This is a genomic window from Pseudacidovorax sp. DMC4 (assembly GCF_056314265.1).
Genome location: NZ_JBQUYR010000006.1, coordinates 299,941 through 320,288, shown reverse-complemented (window position 1 = coordinate 320,288; position 20,348 = coordinate 299,941). Strand labels below are relative to the sequence as shown.

Below are 20,348 nucleotides of genomic sequence, written 5' to 3'. Positions count from 1 at the left end.
CCGGGCCGCAGGTTGTGCCCCCTCGAAGGGAGGAGGCGGAGCGCGAAGCGCGCAGCCTGGGGGTGAGCTCAACCTTGTTTCCAGGGCAGGCCGCGCTTGCGCCAGCCGCCCTTGTTGCCCCTGTGGCCGTCGGCGTCCGGGTCGCCCTCGAAGCCTTCGAGGATGTTGTAGGCTTCGATGCCCAGCTCGGTGGCGCGCCGGGCCGCGGCCACGGAGCGCACGCCGCTGCGGCACAGCAGCACCACCTTGCCGCCCGGCGGCACGGCCGCGCGCAGGGCCTCGTCGAAGCCGGCGTTCATCGCCATGCCGGGCCACTGCTTCCAGGCTACAGCCACGGCGCCGGGGACGAAGCCCACCCATTCGCGCTCGGCGTCGGTGCGCACGTCCACCAGCACGGCCTGGCCGGTGGTCATCCAGCGGGCGGCGAGTTCGGGCGTCACGTCGCCCGCATAGCCCTCGGCGGGGCGGGGCTGGTTGTCATCGTGGGAGGCAGGGGCTTGGGTCATGGTCGGCAGTCCGGAAAAAGGGCGGCTGCTATTGTTCCTCCAAGCCCGCGGACCGCGCCGCCGCGGTCCTTTCCCGCCAACGCCTTGCGCCTGCCGCGCGTTGAAAGCCCACCATGCCGAACCGCCCCTGCCGACCTCTCATGCCTGCGCTGCTGGCCGTCTTCATGGCCGGAGGCGCCACGCTCGCCACGGCGCAGAGCACCGACACCCGCAAGCCCGGACCCTTCGAGCGCGCCCAGCAGCAGCGTTACGCCAACACGCCGTCGATGCGGGCGATCCAGCAGGGGGCGGACTTCAACACCCAGCAGCCGCCACCGCCGGTGGTGACGTCTCCGCCGCCGCGCTGGCACCCGCACCGGCCGCCCGTGGTGATCTACGAGGACAGCCGCTACGCCCCCTGGGGCAATGCGCCCGAGGCTGCACCGCAGCGCCCCGCCAGCCGGCAGGACACGCCGCAGATCTGGTACGGCGGGCCGCTGCAGCAATAGCCAACGCCCGCCTTGGCTACAGTGGCGCCTCCTGCAACCCTGGAGACGCGCCGCATGGCCTCGTCCACCCCTTCCTTCGACTTCGACCTCTTCGTCATCGGCGGCGGCAGCGCCGGCGTGCGCGCAGCCCGCATGGCCGGCCAGCGGGGCGCCCGTGTGGCCCTGGCCGAATGTGCCGAGCTGGGCGGCACCTGCGTCAACGTCGGCTGCATTCCCAAGAAGCTCTACAGCTACGCGGCCGGCTATGCCGAGGCCTTCGAGGAGGCGCCGGGCTATGGCTGGCACATCGACAGCGCGCCGCGCTTCGACTGGGGCCGGCTCAAGACCGCGCGTGCCAAGGAGATCCACCGGCTCAACGGCGTCTACCAGGGCCTGCTCGACGGCGCCCGGGTCACGCTGCTGCGCGGCTGGGCGCAGCTGGTGGACGGCCACACGGTGCAGATCGAGGGTCAGCGCCACACCGCGCGCCATGTGCTGATCGCCACCGGCGGCGCGCCCTTCCTGCCCGACGTGCCTGGCAAGGAACTGGTGAAGATCTCCGACGCCATGTTCGACCTGCCGGCCTTTCCACGCCGGCTGATGGTGATCGGCGGCGGCTACATCGGCTGCGAGTTCGCCTCCATCTTCCGCGGCCTGGGCGCGGAGGTGACGCTGCTGCACCGCGGCGCCCACATCCTCAACGGCTTCGACCATGACGTGCGCGAGTTCCTGGCCCGCGAGATGGGCCGCGCCGGCATCGACCTGCGCATGAACCAGGAGGCCGCGTCCTTCACGAGGGGCGAGGGCGGCGAGATCGTCGCCACGCTGGCGCGCGGCCAGCGGGTGGCGGCCGATGTGGTACTGGTGGCCACGGGCCGCCGGCCGCTCACGGCTGGCATGGGCCTGGAGGAAGCGGGCGTCAAGCTCGACGAACGCGGCGCCGTGGTGGTCGATGCCGAATACCGCAGCAGCGTGCCTTCGGTGCTGGCCATCGGCGACGTCTCCACGCGTCTGCAGCTCACGCCGGTGGCGCTGGCCGAGGCCATGGTGGTGGTGGATCGCCTGTTCGGCGAAGGCCGCCGCACGATGGACTACGAGTACATCCCGACCGCCGTCTTCACCCACCCCAGCGTGGGCACCTGCGGCCACACCGAGATGGAGGCGCGCAGCCGGTTCGGCGAGGTGCGCATCTTCAACAGCGAGTTCAAGCCGCTGCGCCACACGCTCTCCGGCCGCGGCGAGCGCTGCTTCATGAAGCTGGTGGTGGATGCGAAGAGCGACCGTGTGGTCGGGCTGCACATGGTGGGCGCGGACGCGGGCGAGATCGTGCAGGGCTTCGCGGTGGCCATGCGCGCCGGTGCCACCAAGGCCGACTTCGACCGCACCATCGGCATCCATCCGACGGCGGCAGAAGAGTTCGTGACGATGCGCGAGCCCACGGTCGGCTGAGGGTGCGCCGGGCCGCGCGCCGGACGTCGGCGACCGCAGGCCACGGAAGCGTCATGAGGCGCTGGCATGTGCATTGCAAAATGCCCGCATGCCCTACATGCCGCCATTCATCGCCCCCACCCGCTTCACCGACCCCGACGCGGCGCTGGCCCAGGTGCAGCGCATCTACCAGGAGGGCCTGGCGCACCTGCGCGAGTCGATGCAGCGCTTCGTGGCCGGCGAGACCCTGCCCGGCCGGGTGCGGGCCTGCTACCCCTTCGTGCGGGTGCACACCCACACCAACACGCGCTATGCCACGCCTGCCACCTCGGGCCTGAGCTACGGCTTCGTGGCCGGTCCGGGGCGCTACGAGACCACGCTGAGCCGCCCCGACCTGTTCGCCCGCTACTACCGCGAGCAGTTCCGGCTGATCCTCGCCAACCACCAGATCGAACTCGAGATCGGCACCGGCAGCGAACCGATCCCGATCCACTTCTCCTTCGCCGAGAACGAGCACATCGAGGGCAACCTGAGCGCCGAGCGCCGCGCCCTGATGCGCGATGTCTTCGACCTGCCGGACCTGGGCGCCATGGACGACGGCATCGCCAACGGCACGCACATGACGCGTCCCGGCGAGGCAGAGCCGCTGTCGCTCTTCACCGCCGCGCGGGTCGACTATTCGCTGCAGCGCCTGCGCCACTACACGGGCACGGCGCCGGAGTGGTTCCAGAACTTCGTGCTCTTCACCAACTACCAGTTCTACATCGACGAGTTCGTGCGCCTGGGCCATGAGGCGATGGACGACGAGGCGAGCGAATACATCGCCTTCGTCGAGCCGGGCAACGTGGTCACCCGCCGCCGCGGCCTCACGGCCGAGCAGTCGGGCGACCTCGCCGAGCGCATCGGCGCCATGCAGGGCACGCCGCCCGGGCGGCTGCCGCAGATGCCGGCCTACCACCTGGTGCGCGCCGACCGCAGCGGCATCACCATGGTCAACATCGGCGTGGGTCCGGCCAATGCCAAGAACATCACCGACCACATTGCCGTGCTGCGTCCGCACGCCTGGATGATGCTGGGCCACTGCGCCGGCCTGCGCAACACGCAGCAGCTCGGCGACTACGTGCTGGCACATGCTTACGTGCGCGAGGACCATGTGCTGGACGAGGAACTGCCGCTGTGGGTGCCCATTCCCGCGCTGTCGGAGATCCAGCTCGCGCTGGAGCAGGCCGTGGCCGAGGTCACCGGCTGCAGCGGTGCCGAGCTCAAGGCCATCATGCGCACCGGCACCGTGGCCACCACCGACAACCGCAACTGGGAGCTGCTGCCGGGCAACGAGCCCCAGCGCCGCTTCAGCCAGAGCCGCGCCGTGGCGCTGGACATGGAAAGCGCCACCATCGCCGCCAACGGCTTCCGCTTCCGCGTGCCCTACGGCACCCTCCTGTGCGTCAGCGACAAGCCGCTGCACGGCGAGATCAAGCTGCCCGGCATGGCCAACCACTTCTACCGCGAGCGGGTGGAGCAGCATCTGCGCATCGGCATGAAGGCCATCGACATCCTGCGAGTGGAAGGCACCACGCGCCTGCACAGCCGCAAGCTGCGCAGCTTTGCGGAGGTGGCGTTCCAGTAGCAGCCCGCCGGTTCAGGCCGCTGGCGTGAGCCAGTGGCCCGTGCCTTCCAGGTACGGCGAAGGCCGGGCGCTGCTCCAGCGCAGCGGCAGCGCCCCGCGTCGGCGCCAGCCGCTGACGATCAGCAGGCGCAGCACGCGGTCGACGCCCTCGAAGCCCAGTGCCTCGGGTGTGCCCGTCAGTACCTCTGCGCGCGCGGACAGCTGCAGCAGGTCGCCCCGCTCGAAGTCCACGAAGAGCAGTCCTGCCCACGGGTGCAGCAGCAGGTTGCCCAGGGTGTTGAAGAAGCGGTTGCCGTCGAAGTCCGGCACCGCCAGGCTGCCATCCGCCGCCACCTGCACGAAGCCCGGCCGGCCGCCGCGGTGGGACACATCCACGCCCTCGGCCGGCCGGGCCGGGTCGGTGGCATGCGGATGCGCGCTGGCGATGAACAGGGTGTCGGCCTGGGCGATCAGCGCGCGGGCGGACGCATCGAGGCCGGTCAGCGCCTCGGCCGCGGGCGGCGCGTGCGCAACGGTGTGCGGCGATGCTTCACGGGCCTGGATGTAGCGCGGGCAATTGCCGAAGCTCTGGCCCACGGCCAGCTCGAAGCCCGCGCCATCGACGGCAGTCACCCGGCCGTTGAGCCGGTTGCGCCGCCGCGTGTGCGGCTCGATGCCGAGCAGGCCCAGTGGCGCGTCCGGCCGCAGTGCCGTCGCCATCGGGTCGGCGCCATCGGGCAGGGCGTCGATGCGCAGGCTGCGCGGATCGGGTGAGTGCATGAAGCCCGGCGCGCCGGTCAGCAGGCTGGCCCACGGGCGCTGACGTTCGTCCAGGCTACCCACCACCACGAACGGCAATTGCGCGAAGAAGTCGCGGTGCTGCTGCGGCATGTGGTCGCGGATCACGCGCGGCCCCAGGGCGGCGAGCTGGGCATCCACGCCCTCCTGGCGTTGCAGGGCGATCTCGCCGTCGTGGAAGGTCATGGTGTGTCCCTCCGGGTGCTCAGGCCAGCAGGCCGATGCGCGAGCGCGGCATGGGCAGGAAGCCCGGCAGGGCCTCGATGCGGGCCAGCCAGGCCCGCACCTGCGGATAGGCGTCCAGCGCCACATGGCCTTCGGGCGCGAGGGCCACATAGGCGTAGTGGGCAATGTCCGCCAGGGTGGGGCGGGCGGCGGCCAGGAAGTCCTGCGTGGCCAGGTGGGCGTCCATCACCTGCAGCAGGGCATGAGCCCGGGCCACCGCGGCTTCGTCCGTGGGACGGCCCATCAGCAGGGCGATGCGCGCGGCGGCCGGGCCGAACGCCAGGGGTCCCGCCGCCAGCGACAGCCAGCGCTGCACCTGGGCTGCGCCGACCGGGTCGGCCGGCAGCCACAGGGTCGGATCGGGCGCATACCGGGCGTTGAGGTAAACGAGGATGGCGTTGGAGTCCGCCAGCACCACGTCGCCGTCCTGCAGCACGGGCACCTGGCCGAAGCGGTTCATCGCCAGGAAGGCCGGACGCTTGTGCTCGCCGGCCTTCAGGTCCACGACCTGGCTGTGCCAGGGCAGGCCCAGCAGCGACAGGAACAGGCGCACGCGATGCGCATGGCCCGACAGCGGGGCATCGTGGAGCACGAGGGCAGGGACGGCCGAGGCCGGCTCGGAGGCGGGGGTGTGTTCAGGCATGCGCCCATTGTTTTTTGATACGGCCGACGGATCAATGCGAATCCATGGAAGACATTGCTCCGATTTCCGGTGTAATCGCCGCATGGATCGACTCAAGGCCATGCAGGTGTTCGTGCGCATTGCGGAGCAGGGCAGCCTGACGCGGGCCGCGGATGTGCTCGGCAGCTCCCTGCCCGCGGTGGTGCGCACGCTGGCTGCGCTGGAGGCGCACCTGGGCGTGCGGCTCTTCCAGCGCAGCACGCGGCGTGTCGCACTGACCGAGGATGGCCGCCGCTACCTCGACAGCGCGCGCGAGGTGCTGGCCGCCGCCGACGCCGCCGACCGCGCACTGACCCAGGAGGCGGGCGAAGCGGCCGGCCAGCTCACGGTCACGGCGCCGGTGCTGTTCGGCCACATGTACGTCGCGCCCGCCATCGTGGGCTTCATGCGCGCGCATCCGCAGGTGCGCTGCCGCGTGTTGCTGCACGACCGGCCGGTGAACCTGGTGGAAGAGGGCATCGACGTCGGCATCCGCATCAGCCGGCTCGAGGATTCGTCACTGGTGGCGCAGCAGCTCGGCAGCATCCGGCGCGTGGTCGCTGCCAGCCCGGCGCTGCTGCGCGAGCGTGGCGTCCCCCGGCATCCGCGCGATCTGGCGAACGCGCCCGCGGTGCTCGGCCAGCTCGACGGTGCGCCCCACTGGTCCTTCGACGTGCCGGACCGGCGCGTGCCGATGCAGGTTCCGCTCGACGTGCGGCTGGCCTTCAACCATATCGCACCGGCCGTGGAGGCCTGCGCCGCGGGCATGGGCTTCGGCCGCTTCTTCTCCTACCAGGTGCTGGGCCATGTGCGGGATGGGCGCCTGCAGCTCGTGCTGGAAGACTTCGAGCCTGCGCCGCGGCCGGTGAGCGTGATCTACCCACATGCGCGCCTCCTGCCGGCCCGCACCCGGGCGTTCGTCGAATGGATGAAGAAAGCCTTCGACGGGCTTCGGCTGTGAGCGCCGCGCAGGCGCCATCGCCGCCCGGCGGATGAAGGCTCAGGCTCTCGGAAGGTGCGAATGAATCCGACGTGGCGGGCTCGCTCACCCCTTCTCAGTTCACGGCGCCACCGAACTCGGCGATGAAGGCTTCTGCAAAGGCGGCGCTGCCCGTGATCGACAGGCGGAAGCTGCGCAGCGCCGGGCCCTCCTGCCGCTCCTCCAGGTCGGCGTCCCAGTCGCCGCCCTCCTCCACCGGGCTGCGACGGCCACGGAAGCGGCGCGCGGCCCAGTCCATCACCGTCTCGATCTCGGCACGCACGGCGGCCTCGCGCTCGGGGCCGACGGTGGCCAGGGCTTCGAACAGGCTGCTGTCGTCGCCGCCGTCGCTGTGGTCGAAGAGCAGGTAGTCCAGCGTCATGGCTGCGGGTCCTCGGACGCAGAGGGCGCCGAGGGCGCAGCGGTGGCTGCCGCTGCAGCCGCGGGAGAGCCGCCGGCCGACTTGGCTGCTGCGGCGCGCAGCTTGTCCTTCTTGCTCGGCCGCTTGCCCTTGATGCCGCCACCCGCCGCCGGCGCATCGGCCGGCGCCGTCTCCTGCGGCTCGAAGCCCGCGATCTGCTCACGCGGCACGCGCAGGTCCTGGCGCTTCTCGATCAGGCGGAAGTGCGCCTCGGCCGCGGCCGGCACGAAGCTCACGGCCACGCCGCTGGCGCCGGCGCGGCCGGTGCGGCCGATGCGGTGCACATGGTCGGTGGGCGAGCGGGCCAGGTCATGGTTGACCACCGCCGGCAGCTGCGCGACGTCGATGCCGCGCGCCGCCAAGTCGGTGGCCACCAGCACCTGCAGCCGGCCGGCCTTGAAGTCGGCCAGCACTTGCGTGCGCTTGCCCTGGCCCAGCATGCCGTGCAGCGGCTCGGCCGCGAGGCCGCCCTTGCGCAGCTTGTCGGCCACGGTCTCGCAGGCATGCTTGGTGGCGACGAACACCAGCACCTGCGGCCAGGCTTCGGTGGCGATCAGGTGACGCAGCAGCGCGGTGCGGCGGCCCTCGTCCACCGCGATGGCGCGCTGGGCGATCTGCGGCAGCTCGGCCACCGGCGCGGGCGCCGTCACGGCCACGGGGTCGTGCAGCAGCGCATCGGCCAACTGCACGGTGCGCGGCGCGAAGGTGGCCGAGAACAGCAGGTTCTGTCGCTGCGCCGGCAGCGCGTCGAGGATGGCCTGCAGTTCGTCGGCGAAGCCCAGGTCCAGCAGGCGGTCGGCCTCGTCCAGCACCAGCACGGCGCAGTCCGAAAGGCGCAGCGCGTTGTGGCGCGCCAGGTCGAGCACGCGGCCGGGTGTGCCGATCACCAGGTCCACGCCACCGCGCAGGGCCATCAGCTGCGGGTTGATCGAGACGCCGCCGATGGCGCGCACCACCTTCGGCCGCTCGGGCAGCGTGGCCGCCAATGCGGCCACGGTGTCGGCCACCTGCGCCGCCAGCTCGCGCGTGGGCACCAGCACCAGGGTGTGCAGCGCGCGGCGCGAGCGGTGGCGTGGCGCCTCGTGCCAGCGCTGCAGCAGCGGCAGCACGAAGGCTGCGGTCTTGCCCGAGCCGGTGTGGGCCATGGCGCGCAGGTCGCGGCCCTGCAGCACCACGGGAATGGCCAGGGCCTGGATGGGCGTCGGCGCGGCATAGCCCTGCTCGGCAACGGCCTGCAGGAGTTCGGGGCGCAGGCCCAGGTCGGCGTAGGTGGAGGAGGAAGACACGATGCGAGGAAGGGCCGGAAGAGCGCCGAGGAAGGGCTGCGGATTGTCCGCCTTCAGGCCCGGCCTGCGGGCGTGTCGGTCAAGGCGCCGTGTGCGCGATGACGGCACGGGCCTTTGCCACAATGCCGCGTGCCTGCCGATCCGACCCCCTCCACCGCCGCCTCGACCGCGCCGCTGCTGCAGGCCCGCCACCTGCGCAAGCGCTATGGCGAGGCCACCGTCGTCGACGACCTGAGCTTCGAGATCGCGCCCGGCGAATGCCTGGGCGTCATCGGGCCCAACGGCGCCGGCAAGACCACCACCATCCGGATGTGCCTGGGCCTCACCGCACCCGATGCCGGCGAGATCGAGGCGCTGGGCGGCCTCCAGATGCCGCGCGATGCGCGCGCCATCAAGGCGCAACTGGGCGTGGTGGCGCAGTACGACTCGCTGGACCCGGACTTCAGCTGCGCCGAAAACCTGGTGGTCTATGCGCGCTACTTCGGCTTCTCGCGCCGCGAGATCGCACCGCGCGTGCCTGCGCTGCTGGACTTTGCAGCGCTGTCGCACAAGGCCGACGCCAAGCCGGGCGAGCTTTCGGGCGGCATGCGCCGGCGGCTGTCGCTGGCGCGCGCGCTGGTCAACGACCCGAAGCTGCTGATCCTGGACGAGCCCACCACCGGCCTCGATCCGCAGGCCCGCCACCTGATGTGGGAGCGGCTGCAGACCCTGCTGCAGCAGGGCAAGTCCATCCTGCTGACCACCCACTTCATGGACGAGGCCGAGCGCCTGTGCCACCGCCTGCTGGTGGTGGACCATGGGCGCAAGATCGCCGAGGGCCGCCCGCGCGAGCTGATCGCCGAGCACCTGGAGCCGCATGTGGTCGAGGTCTACGGCCAGGGCAGCGCCGGGTCGGCCCAGGCGCTCGCCGAATCGCCCGCCTTGCGTGCACTGGCGCAGCGCACCGAGCTGAGCGGCGAGACCGTCTTCTTCTACACGCGCGAGGCGCGTCCGCTGCTGGAGGCCCTGGGTACGCACGAGGGCCTGCGCACCTTCCACCGGCCGGCCAACCTGGAGGACCTGTTCCTCAAGCTCACGGGCCGGCAGATCCGCGAGGGAGGTTGAGGCCATGAACGACAACACGAAGCTGCCTTCCGTCTGGTCGCCGCCGGCCGTCACGCGCCGCTGGTGGCCCGTCTTCCTGCGCAACCTGCTGGTGTGGCGCAAGCTGGCCGTGCCCAGCCTGATCGGCAACATCGCCGAGCCGCTGATCTGGCTCGTGGCCTTCGGCTACGGCATGGGCGCGCTGGTGGGGCAGGTGAAAGTGGGGGGCGAGTCGGTGCCCTACATCCTGTTCCTGGCCAGCGGCTCGATCTGCATGAGCGCGATGAACGCGGCCAGCTTCGAGGCGCTGTATTCGGCCTTCTCGCGCATGCATGTGCAGAAGACCTGGGACGGCATCATGAATGCGCCGGTGGGTCTGGACGACGTGGTCTTCGCCGAGATGCTGTGGGCCGGCTTCAAGTCGCTGTTCACCGTCACGGCCATCCTGCTGGTGATGCTGGGCCTGGGCATCAGCCACAGCCCGAAGCTGCTGGTGGCCTGGGTGATCCTGGCGGGCGCGGGCATCGTGTTTTCGTCCATCGCGCTGATCTTCAATGCGCTGGCCAAGGGCTACGACTTCTTCACCTACTACTTCACACTGTTCATGACGCCCATGATGTTCCTGTCGGGCGTGTTCTTTCCGCTGGAGCAGTTGCCGGAGGTGGTGCGGGCGGTGGCGGCCTGGCTGCCGCTGGCCAATGTGGTGGCGCTGGTGCGGCCGCTCTTCATGGACCAGTGGCCCGCGCAGCCGCTAGTGCACCTGGGCGTGTTGGCCGCCTATGGCATCGCGGCCTTCTGGCTGGCGCTGGGGCTCACGCGTCGCCGCTTCCGCAGCTGAGCCTCGCGCCCCGCCCACCCCATCAGCGGCTGCTGCCGCCCGAGGTTCCGCCGCTTCCCGAGGCGCCGCCCGAACCCGAGCCGGCGCCCATGCTGCCCGAGCCAGAGGTGCCGGAGCTTCCGGAGCCCATGCCACTCGTGCCCGCGCCGGTACCTGCGCTGCCCGACCCCGAGCCGCTGCCCAGACCGCCGGGGCCGCCTGTGCCCGTGCCGGTCGGCCCCTTGCCCCCGCGGTTCCCCATGTCGCCGCTGCTGTTGCCCGATCCGCCGGTGGTGCCGGCATGGGCGCCCGAAGCACCGCTGCCACTGCTGCTGCCCTTGCGCCGGTCATCGTCGCGGTTGCCCATGCGCCCGGTGCTGGAACTGCCGCTCGCGCCGCCGCCGGACTGCTGCACCGTGCTACCGCCGGACGAACCGCCGCTGGTGCCCATGCCCCCTGACGAGGACGTCTGCGCAAAGGCCAGACCCGCACTGCACAGGGCGGCGGCGATCAGCATCGGACGAAAGGGGCGGAATGAAATGCGTGTGTCTTGCATGAGAGTCTCCTTGGGTGGGACGGCGCCGCAGCGATGCGGTACCGGCTCCGGACCCTCCAGCGACATGCCGGTCCTGGCCCAGGAACAACTCCACCGTGAGCCGGCTTGTTCCTGCGCCGGGTGGGGCCAGGCCGACCTGGGCGTAGGCCAAGGCGCCCCTCTGGCGCACGAAAAAAAACAGCGCCCCGTGGGCGCTGTCAGCACAAGACGTGATGGCGGTCCGGCTTATCCGGCGGCCTTCACCTTCAAGCGCCACGCATGCAGCAGCGGCTCGGTGTAGCCGCTGGGCTGCTCGACGCCCTTGAACACCAGGTCCTGCGCCGCCTTGTAGGCGAAGGAGGTGTCGAAGTGCCCGGCCATGGGCCTGTAGAGCGGGTCGCCGGCGTTCTGCTGGTCCACCACGGCGGCCATGCGCTCGAAGGTGGCGTTGACCTGCGCCTTCGTCACCACGCCGTGCAGCAGCCAGTTGGCGATGTGCTGGCTGCTGATGCGCAGCGTGGCACGGTCTTCCATCAGGCCCACGTCGTGGATGTCGGGCACCTTGGAGCAGCCCACGCCCTGGTCGATCCAGCGCACCACGTAGCCCAGGATGCCCTGCACGTTGTTGTCCAGCTCCTGCTGCTTCTCGGCGTCGCTCCAGTTGGGCGTGGCGGTGATCGGCACCTGCAGCAGGTCGTTCAGGATCGCGTCGCGCTCGGCCTCGGCGTCGATCTTCTCCAGCTCCTTCTGCACGTCGGCCACGCTGACCTGGTGGTAGTGCAGCGCATGCAGCGTGGCGGCGGTGGGCGAGGGCACCCAGGCGGTGTTGGCGCCGGCCTTCGGGTGGCCGATCTTCTGCTTGAGCATGTCCGCCATCAGGTCGGGCATGGCCCACATGCCCTTGCCGATCTGCGCCTTGCCGCGCAGGCCGCAGTTCAGGCCGGTGAGCACGTTGTTGCGCTCGTAGGCGGCGATCCACTTCGTGCCCTTGATGTCGCCCTTGCGCAGCATCGGGCCGCCCTGCATGGCGGTGTGCATCTCGTCGCCGGTGCGGTCCAGGAAGCCGGTGTTGATGAAGGCCACGCGCGCCGGTGCGGCGGCGATGCAGGCCTGCAGGTTGACGCTGGTGCGGCGCTCCTCGTCCATGATGCCCAGCTTGACGGTGTTGGCCGGCAGGCCCAGCAGCTGCTCGACGCGGCCGAAGAGCTCGTTGGCGAAGGCCACTTCGGCCGGGCCGTGCATCTTGGGCTTGACGATGTAGATGCTGCCGGTGCGCGAGTTGCGGATGCCGTTCTGGCCCTTGCCCTGCAGGTCGACCATGGCGATGGCGGTGGTGACGACCGCGTCCATGATGCCCTCGGGAATCTCCTTGAGACCGTCGGAAGAGCCCCACAGGATCGCCGGGTTGGTCATCAGATGGCCCACGTTGCGCACGAACATGAGCGAGCGGCCGTGCAGCGTGACCTGGCCTTTGCCGTCGGGCGCGGTGTAGACGCGGTCGGGGTTCAGGCGGCGCACGAAGGTCTTGCCACCCTTGGCCACTTCCTCGGTCAGCGTGCCCTGCTGGATGCCGAGCCAGTTGCTGTACGCCAGCACCTTGTCCTCGGCATCGACCACGGCCACCGAGTCCTCCAGATCGAGGATGGTGGACAGGGCCGATTCCAGCACCACGTCGGCCACGCCGGCCGCGTCGGTCTTGCCGATGGGCGTGCTGCGGTCGATCTGGATGTCGAGGTGGATGCCGTTGTGCCTGAGCAGCACCGACGAGGGGTTCGCCGCGTCGCCCTGGTAGCCGACGAAGGCCGACGGGTCCTTCAGGTGCGTGCTGCTGCTGTGCAGGGCGATGACCAGCTGGCCGTCCTTCACGCTGTAGCCGGTGGCGTCCTTGTGCGAACCGTTCACCAGCGGTGCGGCCTGATCGAGCACCTCGCGGGCGAAGGCGATGACCTTGGCGCCGCGCACCGGGTTGTAGCCCTTGCCCTTCTCTGCGCCATCGGTCTCCGGGATCGCATCGGTGCCGTACAGCGCGTCGTACAGCGAGCCCCAGCGCGCGTTGGCGGCGTTGAGCGCATAGCGGGCGTTGAGGATGGGCACCACGAGCTGCGGGCCGGCCTGCAGGGCCAGCTCGGCATCGACATTCGCAGTCGTGGCCTTCGTGCCCTTGGGCTGGGGCAGCAGGTAGCCGATCTTCTCCAGGTGGGCGCGGTAGGCCGGCATGTCGGCGATGGGGCCGGGGTGGGCCTTGTGCCAGGCGTCCATCTCGCTCTGGAGGCGGTCGCGCTCGGCCAGCAGGGCGGCGTTCTTGGGCGCCAGGTCGGCCACGATGGCGTCGAAGCCCTGCCAGAAGGCGGCGGGCTGCAGGCCGGCGGCGGGCAGCACCTGCGACTCGATGAAGCGGTGCAGTTCGGTGGCGACTTGCAGTCGGTGGACGGTGGTGCGTTCGGTCATGCGTGTTCTCGGGTGCGGCGGGGCCGCGAATGGGTTGCACGGGGGCGGGCGGTCGGCGTCAACGCACAAGCATGCGGCCAACGCTCGGGCTCCACTGTATTAGAGACAGGGCCGCAGATTAATCGCCGGATGAGGCGTTGATTCGTGACAAGAATGAGGGTAATTGCCGCGCGGGCGCGCGGCATTGGACCGGTGCAGGCTCACACCGCCGGACCCGCGCGCCGCGACTTTCAGGCTGAAGGAGGGGCCAGACTGGCGTCGATCCAGCCTTCGATGTCTTGGGCGCCGGCAGGCTCGGCCGTGAAGAGGAGCCGAAAGAGAAGCGGCGCCACCAGCCTGTCCATCACACGCTCGACGGGTGGCGCGGCCACGCCGCGCGCCTGGGCACGGGCCAGGAGCACCCCGATCTGCATCGCCAGGAAGCTCGCGCACCGGCAGGACGGGGGCTCCTCCGGCGACTGCGCGGACAGCACATCGCGCAGCATGCCGCGGCCGGGCTGCGAGGACATCTCCTCGTTGTACTGCTCGGCCCAGGCCAGCAGGTCGCCCCGCAGCGAGCCGGTGTCGGCCGGTTCGCCCTCGGGCCGCATGCGCTCGACCGACACATCGGCCAGCAGTTGGGCGAGGTCGCCCCAGCGGCGATAGATGGTCGATGGCGTGACCCCCGCGCGTGCGGCCACCATCGGAACGGTGAGCGCCTCGCGACCATGTTCCGCGGTCAGCTCGCGTGTGGCCCGGTGCACCGCCTCCTGCACGCGCGCGCTGCGGCCGCCGGGGCGGGGCGCGGTGCGGTTTCCAGGGATCGATGAAGCCATGCTTCCAATATTAACGCAAAGAATTTGCGTTAATGATCCGTGGCGCGCACAATCCGCAAACGCAAAGATTTTGCGTTAAAGGAGCTTTTCGATGCCTGCCCCCGCTCTTGCCCCGTCGGCGCCGGCCGCTGTTCGCCGCCTTCCGTCGCGCGCTGCCTTCGCACTGGTCGTGGCACTGGTGATCACCTTCCTGGCCGCGTCGAGCGCGCCCTCGCCGCTGTATGCGCTGTATCGGGAGGCCTGGGGCTTCTCGGCGCTGGTGCTCACCGTGGTGTTCTCCAGCTACGCATTCGCGCTGCTCGCGGCCCTGCTCGTCTTCGGCGCGCTGTCCGACCACCTGGGTCGGCGTACCGTGATCCTGGCCGCGCTGGTGCTGGAGATCGGGGCCGTCGTGCTCTTCTGGCAGGCCGGGTCGGTGGGCTGGCTGATCGCCGCCCGCGTGTTGCAGGGCATCGCCACCGGCATGGCCACGAGCGTGATGAGTGCGATGTTGCTCGACCTGAACCCGGTCCGTGGCGCGCTGTTCAACAGTCTCTCGCCCATGATCGGCATGGCGGTGGGCGCGCTGGGCGCCAGTGCGCTGGTCCAGTTCGCGCCCGAGCCCATGCACCTGGTCTACGAGGTGCTTCTGGTCGCGCTGGTGCTCCAGGCGCTGCTGGCGCTGCGCCTGCCGGAAACCGTCACGCCGCGGCCGGGTGCCTGGGCCTCGATGGTGCCGCGCGCGCACGTGCCGCCGCCTGCCCGCGCGCTGGTCCTGCGGCTCATGCCGCTCAATACCGCCGGGTGGGCGCTGGGCGGCTTCTACCTGTCGCTGGGGCCGACCCTGGCACGGCTCGTGACAGGCCGGGCCACGCCGCTGGCCGGCGGCGTGCTCATTGCCACGTTGGTGCTGACGGGAGCCGCCGCGATGTACGTGGTCCGCCAGCGGCCCGCGCGCCGCGTGCTGCGTGCCAGCGCCGCACTGCTGGCCGTGGGCCTCGCCGTCACCCTGTTCGGCGTGCATGCGCAGCAGGCCCTGCCCTTCTTCGGTGGCACGGTGGTGGCGGGCATGGGCTTCGGCGCCAGCTTCAATGCGGCCGTGCGCAGCCTGGTGCCGGTGGCCACGCCTCACGAGCGGGCCGGTCTCATGTCCAGCTTCTTCGTGCTGAGCTACCTGGCCTTCAGCGTGCCGGCCATCCTGGCGGGCCTGGCCGTGGGCACCTTCGGCCTGCATGCCACCACGCTGGGCTACGGCCTCGTGCTGGTGACGCTGGCGTTGCTGGCATGGAAGACGACGCACGAGCGGGCCTGACCCCGGGCCGCAGCAGGAGGCGCACGCCCGGCGCAGCCCTGCCAGCGCCGCTCCCGGCCACTGAGCGCCGATAACATCGGCGGTTTTTCGGAGCGCGCATGAACCCCGGCCAGGTGCCCATCGACCCCATCGACACAGGCGATGGCGTGCCACGGGCCAAGGCCGCCCGCTCCGCTGCCGCCGACGCGCTGCGCCGTGTTGGACCAGGAACGACCGCATGACCGACACCGCCCCACAGCCCTTGCCCTACACCGGGATCCGGGTCGTCGAGTTCACCCACATGGTCATGGGCCCCACCTGCGGCCTGCTGCTGGGCGACCTGGGCGCCGAGGTCATCAAGGTGGAGCCGGTGGCCGGCGACGACACCCGCCGGCTGCTGGGCGCCGGCGCCGGCTTCTACCCGGCCTTCAACCGCAACAAGAAGAGCGTGGCGCTCGACCTGAAGACGCCCGAGGGCCTGGAGGCCGCACGGCGGCTGGTGGCCACGGCCGACATCGTGAGCGAGAACTTCCGCCCCGGCACCATGAAGAAGCTGGGCCTGGACTACGAGACGCTGCGCCGCGACAACCCGCGCCTCATCTACGTGAGCCACAAGGGCTTCCTGCCCGGCCCCTACGAGAACCGCACCGCGCTCGACGAGACGGTGCAGATGATGGGCGGCCTGGCCTACATGACCGGCCGTCCCGGCGATCCGCTGCGCGCGGGCAGCAGCGTCAACGACATCATGGGTGGCCTCTTCGGCGCCATCGGCGCGATGGCTGCACTGCGCCGGCGCGAGCAGACGGGCGAGGGCGGCGAGGTGCAGTCGGCCCTGTTCGAGAACAACATCTTCCTGGTCGCCCAGCACATGCTGCAGTTCGCCGCCACGGGCGTCGCGGCCGATCCGATGCCGGCGCGCATCTCCTCCTGGGGCATCTACGACGTCTTCACGGTGAAGGACGGCCAGCAGATCTTCCTGGCCGTGGTGAGCGACAAGCAGTGGCCCATCTTCTGCCGCGCCTGCGGCCTGGAGGACCTGCTGGCCGACACGCGCCTGGCCACCAACAACGACCGCGTCCGCGCCCGCTCCTGGATGATGCCGATCCTGCGCGAGCGGCTGGCTGCCCGCAGTGCGGCCGAACTGACCGCGCTGTTCGAGCAGCATGCACTGCCCTTCGCGCCCATCGCCCGGCCGCACGAACTCTTCGAGGATCCGCATCTGGTGGCCAGCGGCGGCCTGGCGCCGGTGCGCATGAACGACGGCCACATGGCCCAGGTGCCGCTGCTGCCCTTGACGATCGACGGCGTGCGCCCGCCCCTGCGCCTGCAGCCGCCGGCCATCGGCGAGCACACGCGCGAGCTGCTGCGCGCCGCCGGCTATGCCGAGGCGCAGATCGAGGCCATGGTGGCAGCCGGCGCGGCCGCCGCCACGGCCGGCTGACCGACCGGTTGGCAAGGGGGCGCGACATGGACCGCCTCAAGCAGATGGAGACCTTCGTGGCCGTCGCCACGCGCGGCAGCCTCACGGCCGCAGCCAAGGCCGAGGGCGTGGCCGCCGCCATCATCGGCCGGCGGCTCGATGCGCTGGAGGAGCGCCTGGGCGTCAAGCTGCTGCTGCGCACCACGCGGCGCCTCACGCTCACGCACGAGGGCAGCGCCTTCCTGGAGGACTGCCAGCGCCTGCTGGCCGAAGTGGCCAATGCCGAGGCCAGCGTGAGCGCGGGCGGCGTCAAGGCCAGCGGCCATCTGCGGGTGACGGCGCCGGCCGGCTTCGGCCGCCGCCATGTGGCGCCGCTGGTGCCGCGCTTCCGCGAACTGCATCCGGAGGTGACCGTGTCGCTCAACCTCAGCGACCGGGTCATCGACCTGGCTGGCGAGCATTTCGACTGCGCGGTGCGCGTGGGCGACCTGCCCGATTCCTCGCTGGTGAGCATGCGCCTGGGCGACAACCGCCGCCGCTGCGTGGCCACGCCGGCCTATCTGCGTCGGAACGGCGTGCCGCGACATCCCTCGGACCTGGCGCGCTTCGATTGCCTCACGCTCAGCAGTGACGCCTCGCAGACGCGCGGCTGGGCCTTCCAGGTGCCGCGGCAGGATGGCGAGGGCGTGGAGGTGGTGCACCTGAAGCCCTCGGGCCCGCTGGACTGCACCGACGGGCAGGTGCTGCACGACTGGTGCCTGGCGGGCCTGGGCATCGCATGGCGCAGCACCTGGGAGGTGGAGGCGGAGATCGACGCTGGCCTGCTGGCGCCGGTGCTCGACGAATTCGCGGCGCCACCGAACGGCATCTACGCCGTGTTCCCCGAGCGCCGGCATCTGCCGCTGCGGGTGCGGCTGTGGCTGGACTTCCTCAAGGCCCAGTACGGCCGGGCCGACTACTGGGGGCGCGTGGGCTGAGGTGATCTGCGTTGGCTGCATCTCCCCTTGGGGAGAGGGGAGTGGATGCCCGGCGAATGCGCGGGCGACCGCCTATTTCTGCTTCTGATAGGCCTCGTGCGCCGCCTGGCCGCGGTCGGTGTCCTTGCGGCCGCTTTCCAGGTCGTCCAGGGCGCGCTTGCCGCGCTCGGTGGGCTGGCCGTCGCGCGCCTCCTGGCTGTCGGCGGACTGGTCGCGCTCGTGCGGCATGCGCGGCGCGTGGCCGTGGCTCTGCTTGGTGCGGGTCTGGCCTTCGCCAGCGGGATCGGGCTTTTCGGTGGGAGCGTTGCTCATGGGGGCGGTCTCTTGCTTTGGCGGGCGCGGTCGCGCCGCTCTTCGGCCCGATGGTGGCGCAGCGGCCCGCCGCCGCGGTAGGACGCCCCGGCCAGCCGCTGTAGGCCGGCTCAGTCGCGGGCGGCGTTGCCCAGGCGCCGGACCTGCGCCTGGTACTCCCGCTCCACGCGCGCGATGCGGCCTTGCCGCGCGTCCTCGCTCACCCACTGCGCCAGACGGGCATGGCGCAGCGCCAGGTCGCGCTGCATGCGCGCGGCCTCCAGCAGCGCGCTGTCGTCGGCGGGCTCGTAGCCCAGGTCGGCCTGCAGCGAGCGCAGCACCGCCCGCTCCGCGTCCGCGCCGGGCGCGCGGCCGTAGTCCAGCAGCAGGTTGCGCAGCCCGGCCTGCTGCTCGGCCGGCAGGTCGCGCCGTACGACGATCTGCGCGGGCGGGGTGGGCAGCGAGGTCCACAGCACCTGCAGTCGCCCCGCCTCGGCGGGAAACAGGGCCTGGAAGCGCTCGAAATCCGTGCTGTTGGTGGTGGCCACGTCGGCATCGCCATTGGCCACGGCCAGGGCGTTGTCCTGGTGGTTGCCCACCGTCTCGGCCTTGAAGCTGGTCTCGATGTCGACGCCATGCGGCAGGAAGAGCTCCGACTGCGGCACGATGAAGCCCGACACCGAGCGGCGGTCGCCGCGCGCGATGTGCCAGCGTTGGGGGTTCTGCAGCACGGCGTCCAGCGAGGCCGGGCCGCCGTTCAGGCGCCCCAGCAGCAGCGCCCGGTGCTCCACCTGCCGCGGGTCGCGCCGTCGGCGCACCTGCGCCAGCACCTGCATCGGGCCGTTCGTCACGGCGTCCAGCGCCATCTTGCCGGACAGCAGCGCGAAGTCGACGCGGCCGTGCTGCAGGGCGCGGTCCAGCGTGTCGTACTGGAAGGCGCTGAACACCGTCACCGGCCGCCGCAGCGTCGAGGCGATGGCCAGCAGCAGCGGCTCCCAGCGGCGGCGGCTCTCGACCGCGTCGCCCATCGGCAGCAGGCCGAACACCAGGGCGGCGGGCGCACCGGCGCGCTCGCCGCCGGGCCGCGCACCGGCCGCGAGTGCCGGCGCCAGTACCGCGCCGGCGCCCAGGGCGAGGGCACCGACCAGCAGCCGGCGGCGGCCTTCAGCGCCCGTCATCGCGCAGGGCGGCCATCTGTTCGGCGAAGGCCGCGTCCAGCCGCTGCAGCCGTGCCTGGCGGGCTTCCTCGTTCACCCATTGCGCGGTCATGGCGTTCTGGCGCGCCAGCTGGTAGGCCAGGCGGGCCGCCGGCACCAGCGAGCTGTTGTCCGCCGGCAGGAAGCCCGCCAGGTCGTGCAGGGACTTGAGCACCGCCCGCTGCGCCTCGCCGCGCGCGCCCGGCGCCTTGCCGTAGGCCACCAGGAAGGCCTGCACCTGGCCCCGCAGCGCGGGCGGGTAGCCGTTGCGCATGACGATCTGCGCATGCGGGATCAGGTCGGATTCCCAGATCACCCGCAGCCGCCGCGCCTCGGCCGGGAACTGCAGGCGGAAGCGCTCGAAATCCGCGGTGTTGTTGGTGGCCACGTCGGCATCCCCATTGGCCACGGCCAGGGCGGTGGCCTGGTGGGTGCCCACGGTCTCGCTGCGGAAGCGCTCCATGGCGATGCGGTTGGGCAGGAAGAGCTGCAGCTGCGGCACGATGTAGCCCGACACCGAGCGCGGCTCGCCGCGAGCCAGGCGCCAGCGCTCCGGCTCGGCCAGCAACGCCTCCAGCGAGGGCAGGGGCCCGCCCTCGCGCACCAGCAGCAGCGCGCGGTAGCCGGGCAGGCCGTCGTGGCGCGTCACCTGCGCCAGCACGCGCATCTGGCGCAGCGTCACGGCGTCCAGCGCCATGCGGCCCGAGAGGAAGGCGATGTCCACCTCGCCGCGCTGGATGGCCTGGTCCAGCGCCTCGTACGAGGTGACCGACAGCACCGTCACCGGCCGTCCGATGGCCCGCCCCATGTCCGCCAGCAGCGGCTCCCAGTCGTTGCGCGACTCGAAGGCGCCGCCCAGCGGCAGGATGCCAAAGCGCACCGGCGCGGCCGCCGGCGTCGGCGCAGTCGGCGGCAGCACCTGCTGCGCAGCCGACAGGCTGGCGGCCAGGCCGATCCACAGCGCGGCCAGGGCCTGCGCAGCCCGCCTCAGGGCGACGCCGGCGACAAGGCAAGGGCGCCGGAGGCGCCTCTGAGGCTGGCAGTCGGGACGGGCGGCGGCGAGGGGCGCGGGCATGGCTGACTGAACGGGTTAGAGCGAATGCGCAGTCGTGGTGCGGC

The 20,348-nt window shown here is 71.4% G+C and carries 21 protein-coding genes; 10 read left to right on the top strand and 11 right to left on the bottom strand.

Translation table 11 applies throughout. From position 1 onward, the window contains the following. Positions 1-68 precede the first annotated feature (68 nt). Entirely contained in the window at positions 69-506 is a 438-nt protein-coding gene (locus ACT54X_RS13670) for a rhodanese-like domain-containing protein (RefSeq protein ID WP_294367785.1), read from the bottom strand. Between the two features lie 140 nt (positions 507-646). Between ACT54X_RS13670 and ACT54X_RS13665 the strand changes: the two genes are divergently transcribed. The 3 genes from ACT54X_RS13665 to ACT54X_RS13655 all read left to right on the top strand — a co-directional run bounded on the left by ACT54X_RS13665 (position 647) and on the right by ACT54X_RS13655 (position 4,028). Further along, entirely contained in the window at positions 647-994 is a 348-nt protein-coding gene (locus tag ACT54X_RS13665) for a hypothetical protein (protein WP_476347022.1), read from the top strand. Between the two features lie 54 nt (positions 995-1,048). Continuing rightward, positions 1,049-2,422: a glutathione-disulfide reductase gene (gene gorA, locus ACT54X_RS13660; protein ID WP_294367791.1), complete on the top strand. Its 1,374-nt coding sequence runs from the start codon at positions 1,049-1,051 to the stop codon at positions 2,420-2,422. Positions 2,423-2,510: 88 nt separating this feature from the next. Continuing rightward, a complete protein-coding gene (locus ACT54X_RS13655) occupies positions 2,511-4,028 on the top strand; it encodes an AMP nucleosidase (RefSeq protein ID WP_294367795.1) in 1,518 nt (505 codons plus the stop codon). Between the two features lie 12 nt (positions 4,029-4,040). Here ACT54X_RS13655 and ACT54X_RS13650 read toward each other — a convergent pair whose 3' ends face one another. Beyond that, complete coding sequence (locus tag ACT54X_RS13650; RefSeq protein WP_476347019.1) at positions 4,041-4,991, bottom strand: flavin-nucleotide-binding protein; 951 nt, start codon at positions 4,989-4,991, stop codon at positions 4,041-4,043. A gap of 19 nt (positions 4,992-5,010) precedes the next feature. Beyond that, positions 5,011-5,673: a glutathione S-transferase family protein gene (locus tag ACT54X_RS13645; RefSeq protein ID WP_476347018.1), complete on the bottom strand. Its 663-nt coding sequence runs from the start codon at positions 5,671-5,673 to the stop codon at positions 5,011-5,013. Between the two features lie 82 nt (positions 5,674-5,755). On the opposite strand from ACT54X_RS13645, the gene ACT54X_RS13640 reads away from it, so the two are divergent. Beyond that, positions 5,756-6,652, top strand: coding sequence for a LysR family transcriptional regulator (locus tag ACT54X_RS13640; protein ID WP_476347016.1), 897 nt, complete (start codon positions 5,756-5,758; stop codon positions 6,650-6,652). A gap of 94 nt (positions 6,653-6,746) precedes the next feature. Here the strand turns inward: ACT54X_RS13640 and ACT54X_RS13635 are convergent, their stop codons facing one another. Both ACT54X_RS13635 and ACT54X_RS13630 read right to left on the bottom strand, forming a co-directional pair. Continuing rightward, positions 6,747-7,052, bottom strand: coding sequence for a hypothetical protein (locus ACT54X_RS13635; RefSeq protein WP_476347015.1), 306 nt, complete (start codon positions 7,050-7,052; stop codon positions 6,747-6,749). Beyond that, on the bottom strand, positions 7,049-8,377 hold the full coding sequence (locus ACT54X_RS13630) for a DEAD/DEAH box helicase (RefSeq protein ID WP_476347013.1): 1,329 nt from the start codon (positions 8,375-8,377) through the stop codon (positions 7,049-7,051). Before ACT54X_RS13630 ends, ACT54X_RS13635 begins: the two co-directional genes overlap by 4 nt. Before the next feature lie 129 nt (positions 8,378-8,506). On the opposite strand from ACT54X_RS13630, the gene ACT54X_RS13625 reads away from it, so the two are divergent. Next, on the top strand, positions 8,507-9,481 hold the full coding sequence (locus ACT54X_RS13625) for an ATP-binding cassette domain-containing protein (RefSeq protein WP_476347011.1): 975 nt from the start codon (positions 8,507-8,509) through the stop codon (positions 9,479-9,481). A gap of 4 nt (positions 9,482-9,485) precedes the next feature. After that, positions 9,486-10,298 (top strand): ABC transporter permease, encoded by an 813-nt coding sequence (locus tag ACT54X_RS13620; RefSeq protein ID WP_476347009.1) that lies wholly within the window; start codon positions 9,486-9,488, stop codon positions 10,296-10,298. Positions 10,299-10,320: 22 nt separating this feature from the next. On the opposite strand, the gene ACT54X_RS13615 is transcribed toward ACT54X_RS13620, so the two are convergent. The 3 genes from ACT54X_RS13615 to ACT54X_RS13605 form a co-directional block, all read right to left on the bottom strand. Further along, entirely contained in the window at positions 10,321-10,833 is a 513-nt protein-coding gene (locus ACT54X_RS13615) for a hypothetical protein (protein WP_476347007.1), read from the bottom strand. 225 nt (positions 10,834-11,058) lie between these two features. Beyond that, positions 11,059-13,260, bottom strand: a complete 2,202-nt coding sequence (locus ACT54X_RS13610) for a malate synthase G (RefSeq protein WP_476347005.1) — start codon at positions 13,258-13,260, stop codon at positions 11,059-11,061. Between the two features lie 230 nt (positions 13,261-13,490). Continuing rightward, positions 13,491-14,075, bottom strand: coding sequence for a TetR/AcrR family transcriptional regulator (locus ACT54X_RS13605; RefSeq protein ID WP_294367821.1), 585 nt, complete (start codon positions 14,073-14,075; stop codon positions 13,491-13,493). A 91-nt stretch (positions 14,076-14,166) separates the two neighbouring features. Between ACT54X_RS13605 and ACT54X_RS13600 the strand changes: the two genes are divergently transcribed. From ACT54X_RS13600 to ACT54X_RS13585, 4 genes are all read left to right on the top strand, one after another. Then, the gene (locus ACT54X_RS13600) at positions 14,167-15,366 is read left to right on the top strand and encodes an MFS transporter (protein ID WP_476347003.1); all 1,200 of its coding nucleotides are present in this window, start codon (positions 14,167-14,169) and stop codon (positions 15,364-15,366) included. A gap of 98 nt (positions 15,367-15,464) precedes the next feature. Beyond that, on the top strand, positions 15,465-15,587 hold the full coding sequence (locus tag ACT54X_RS13595) for a hypothetical protein (protein ID WP_354321602.1): 123 nt from the start codon (positions 15,465-15,467) through the stop codon (positions 15,585-15,587). Beyond that, entirely contained in the window at positions 15,584-16,786 is a 1,203-nt protein-coding gene (locus ACT54X_RS13590) for a CaiB/BaiF CoA transferase family protein (RefSeq protein ID WP_294367826.1), read from the top strand. Before ACT54X_RS13595 ends, ACT54X_RS13590 begins: the two co-directional genes overlap by 4 nt. A gap of 26 nt (positions 16,787-16,812) precedes the next feature. Beyond that, the gene (locus tag ACT54X_RS13585) at positions 16,813-17,742 is read left to right on the top strand and encodes a substrate binding domain-containing protein (RefSeq protein WP_234193204.1); all 930 of its coding nucleotides are present in this window, start codon (positions 16,813-16,815) and stop codon (positions 17,740-17,742) included. A gap of 72 nt (positions 17,743-17,814) precedes the next feature. On the opposite strand, the gene ACT54X_RS13580 is transcribed toward ACT54X_RS13585, so the two are convergent. The 3 genes from ACT54X_RS13580 to phnD form a co-directional block, all read right to left on the bottom strand. Beyond that, positions 17,815-18,054 (bottom strand): hypothetical protein, encoded by a 240-nt coding sequence (locus tag ACT54X_RS13580; protein ID WP_294367829.1) that lies wholly within the window; start codon positions 18,052-18,054, stop codon positions 17,815-17,817. A 110-nt stretch (positions 18,055-18,164) separates the two neighbouring features. Then, entirely contained in the window at positions 18,165-19,211 is a 1,047-nt protein-coding gene (locus tag ACT54X_RS13575; RefSeq protein WP_476347000.1) for a phosphate/phosphite/phosphonate ABC transporter substrate-binding protein, read from the bottom strand. Continuing rightward, positions 19,198-20,304 carry a phosphate/phosphite/phosphonate ABC transporter substrate-binding protein gene (gene phnD, locus ACT54X_RS13570; protein ID WP_476346999.1) on the bottom strand — a complete coding sequence of 369 codons (1,107 nt, stop codon included), beginning with the start codon at positions 20,302-20,304 and terminating at the stop codon, positions 19,198-19,200. The genes ACT54X_RS13575 and phnD overlap by 14 nt, the downstream gene beginning before the upstream one ends. Between the last annotated feature and the right edge of the window lie 44 nt (positions 20,305-20,348).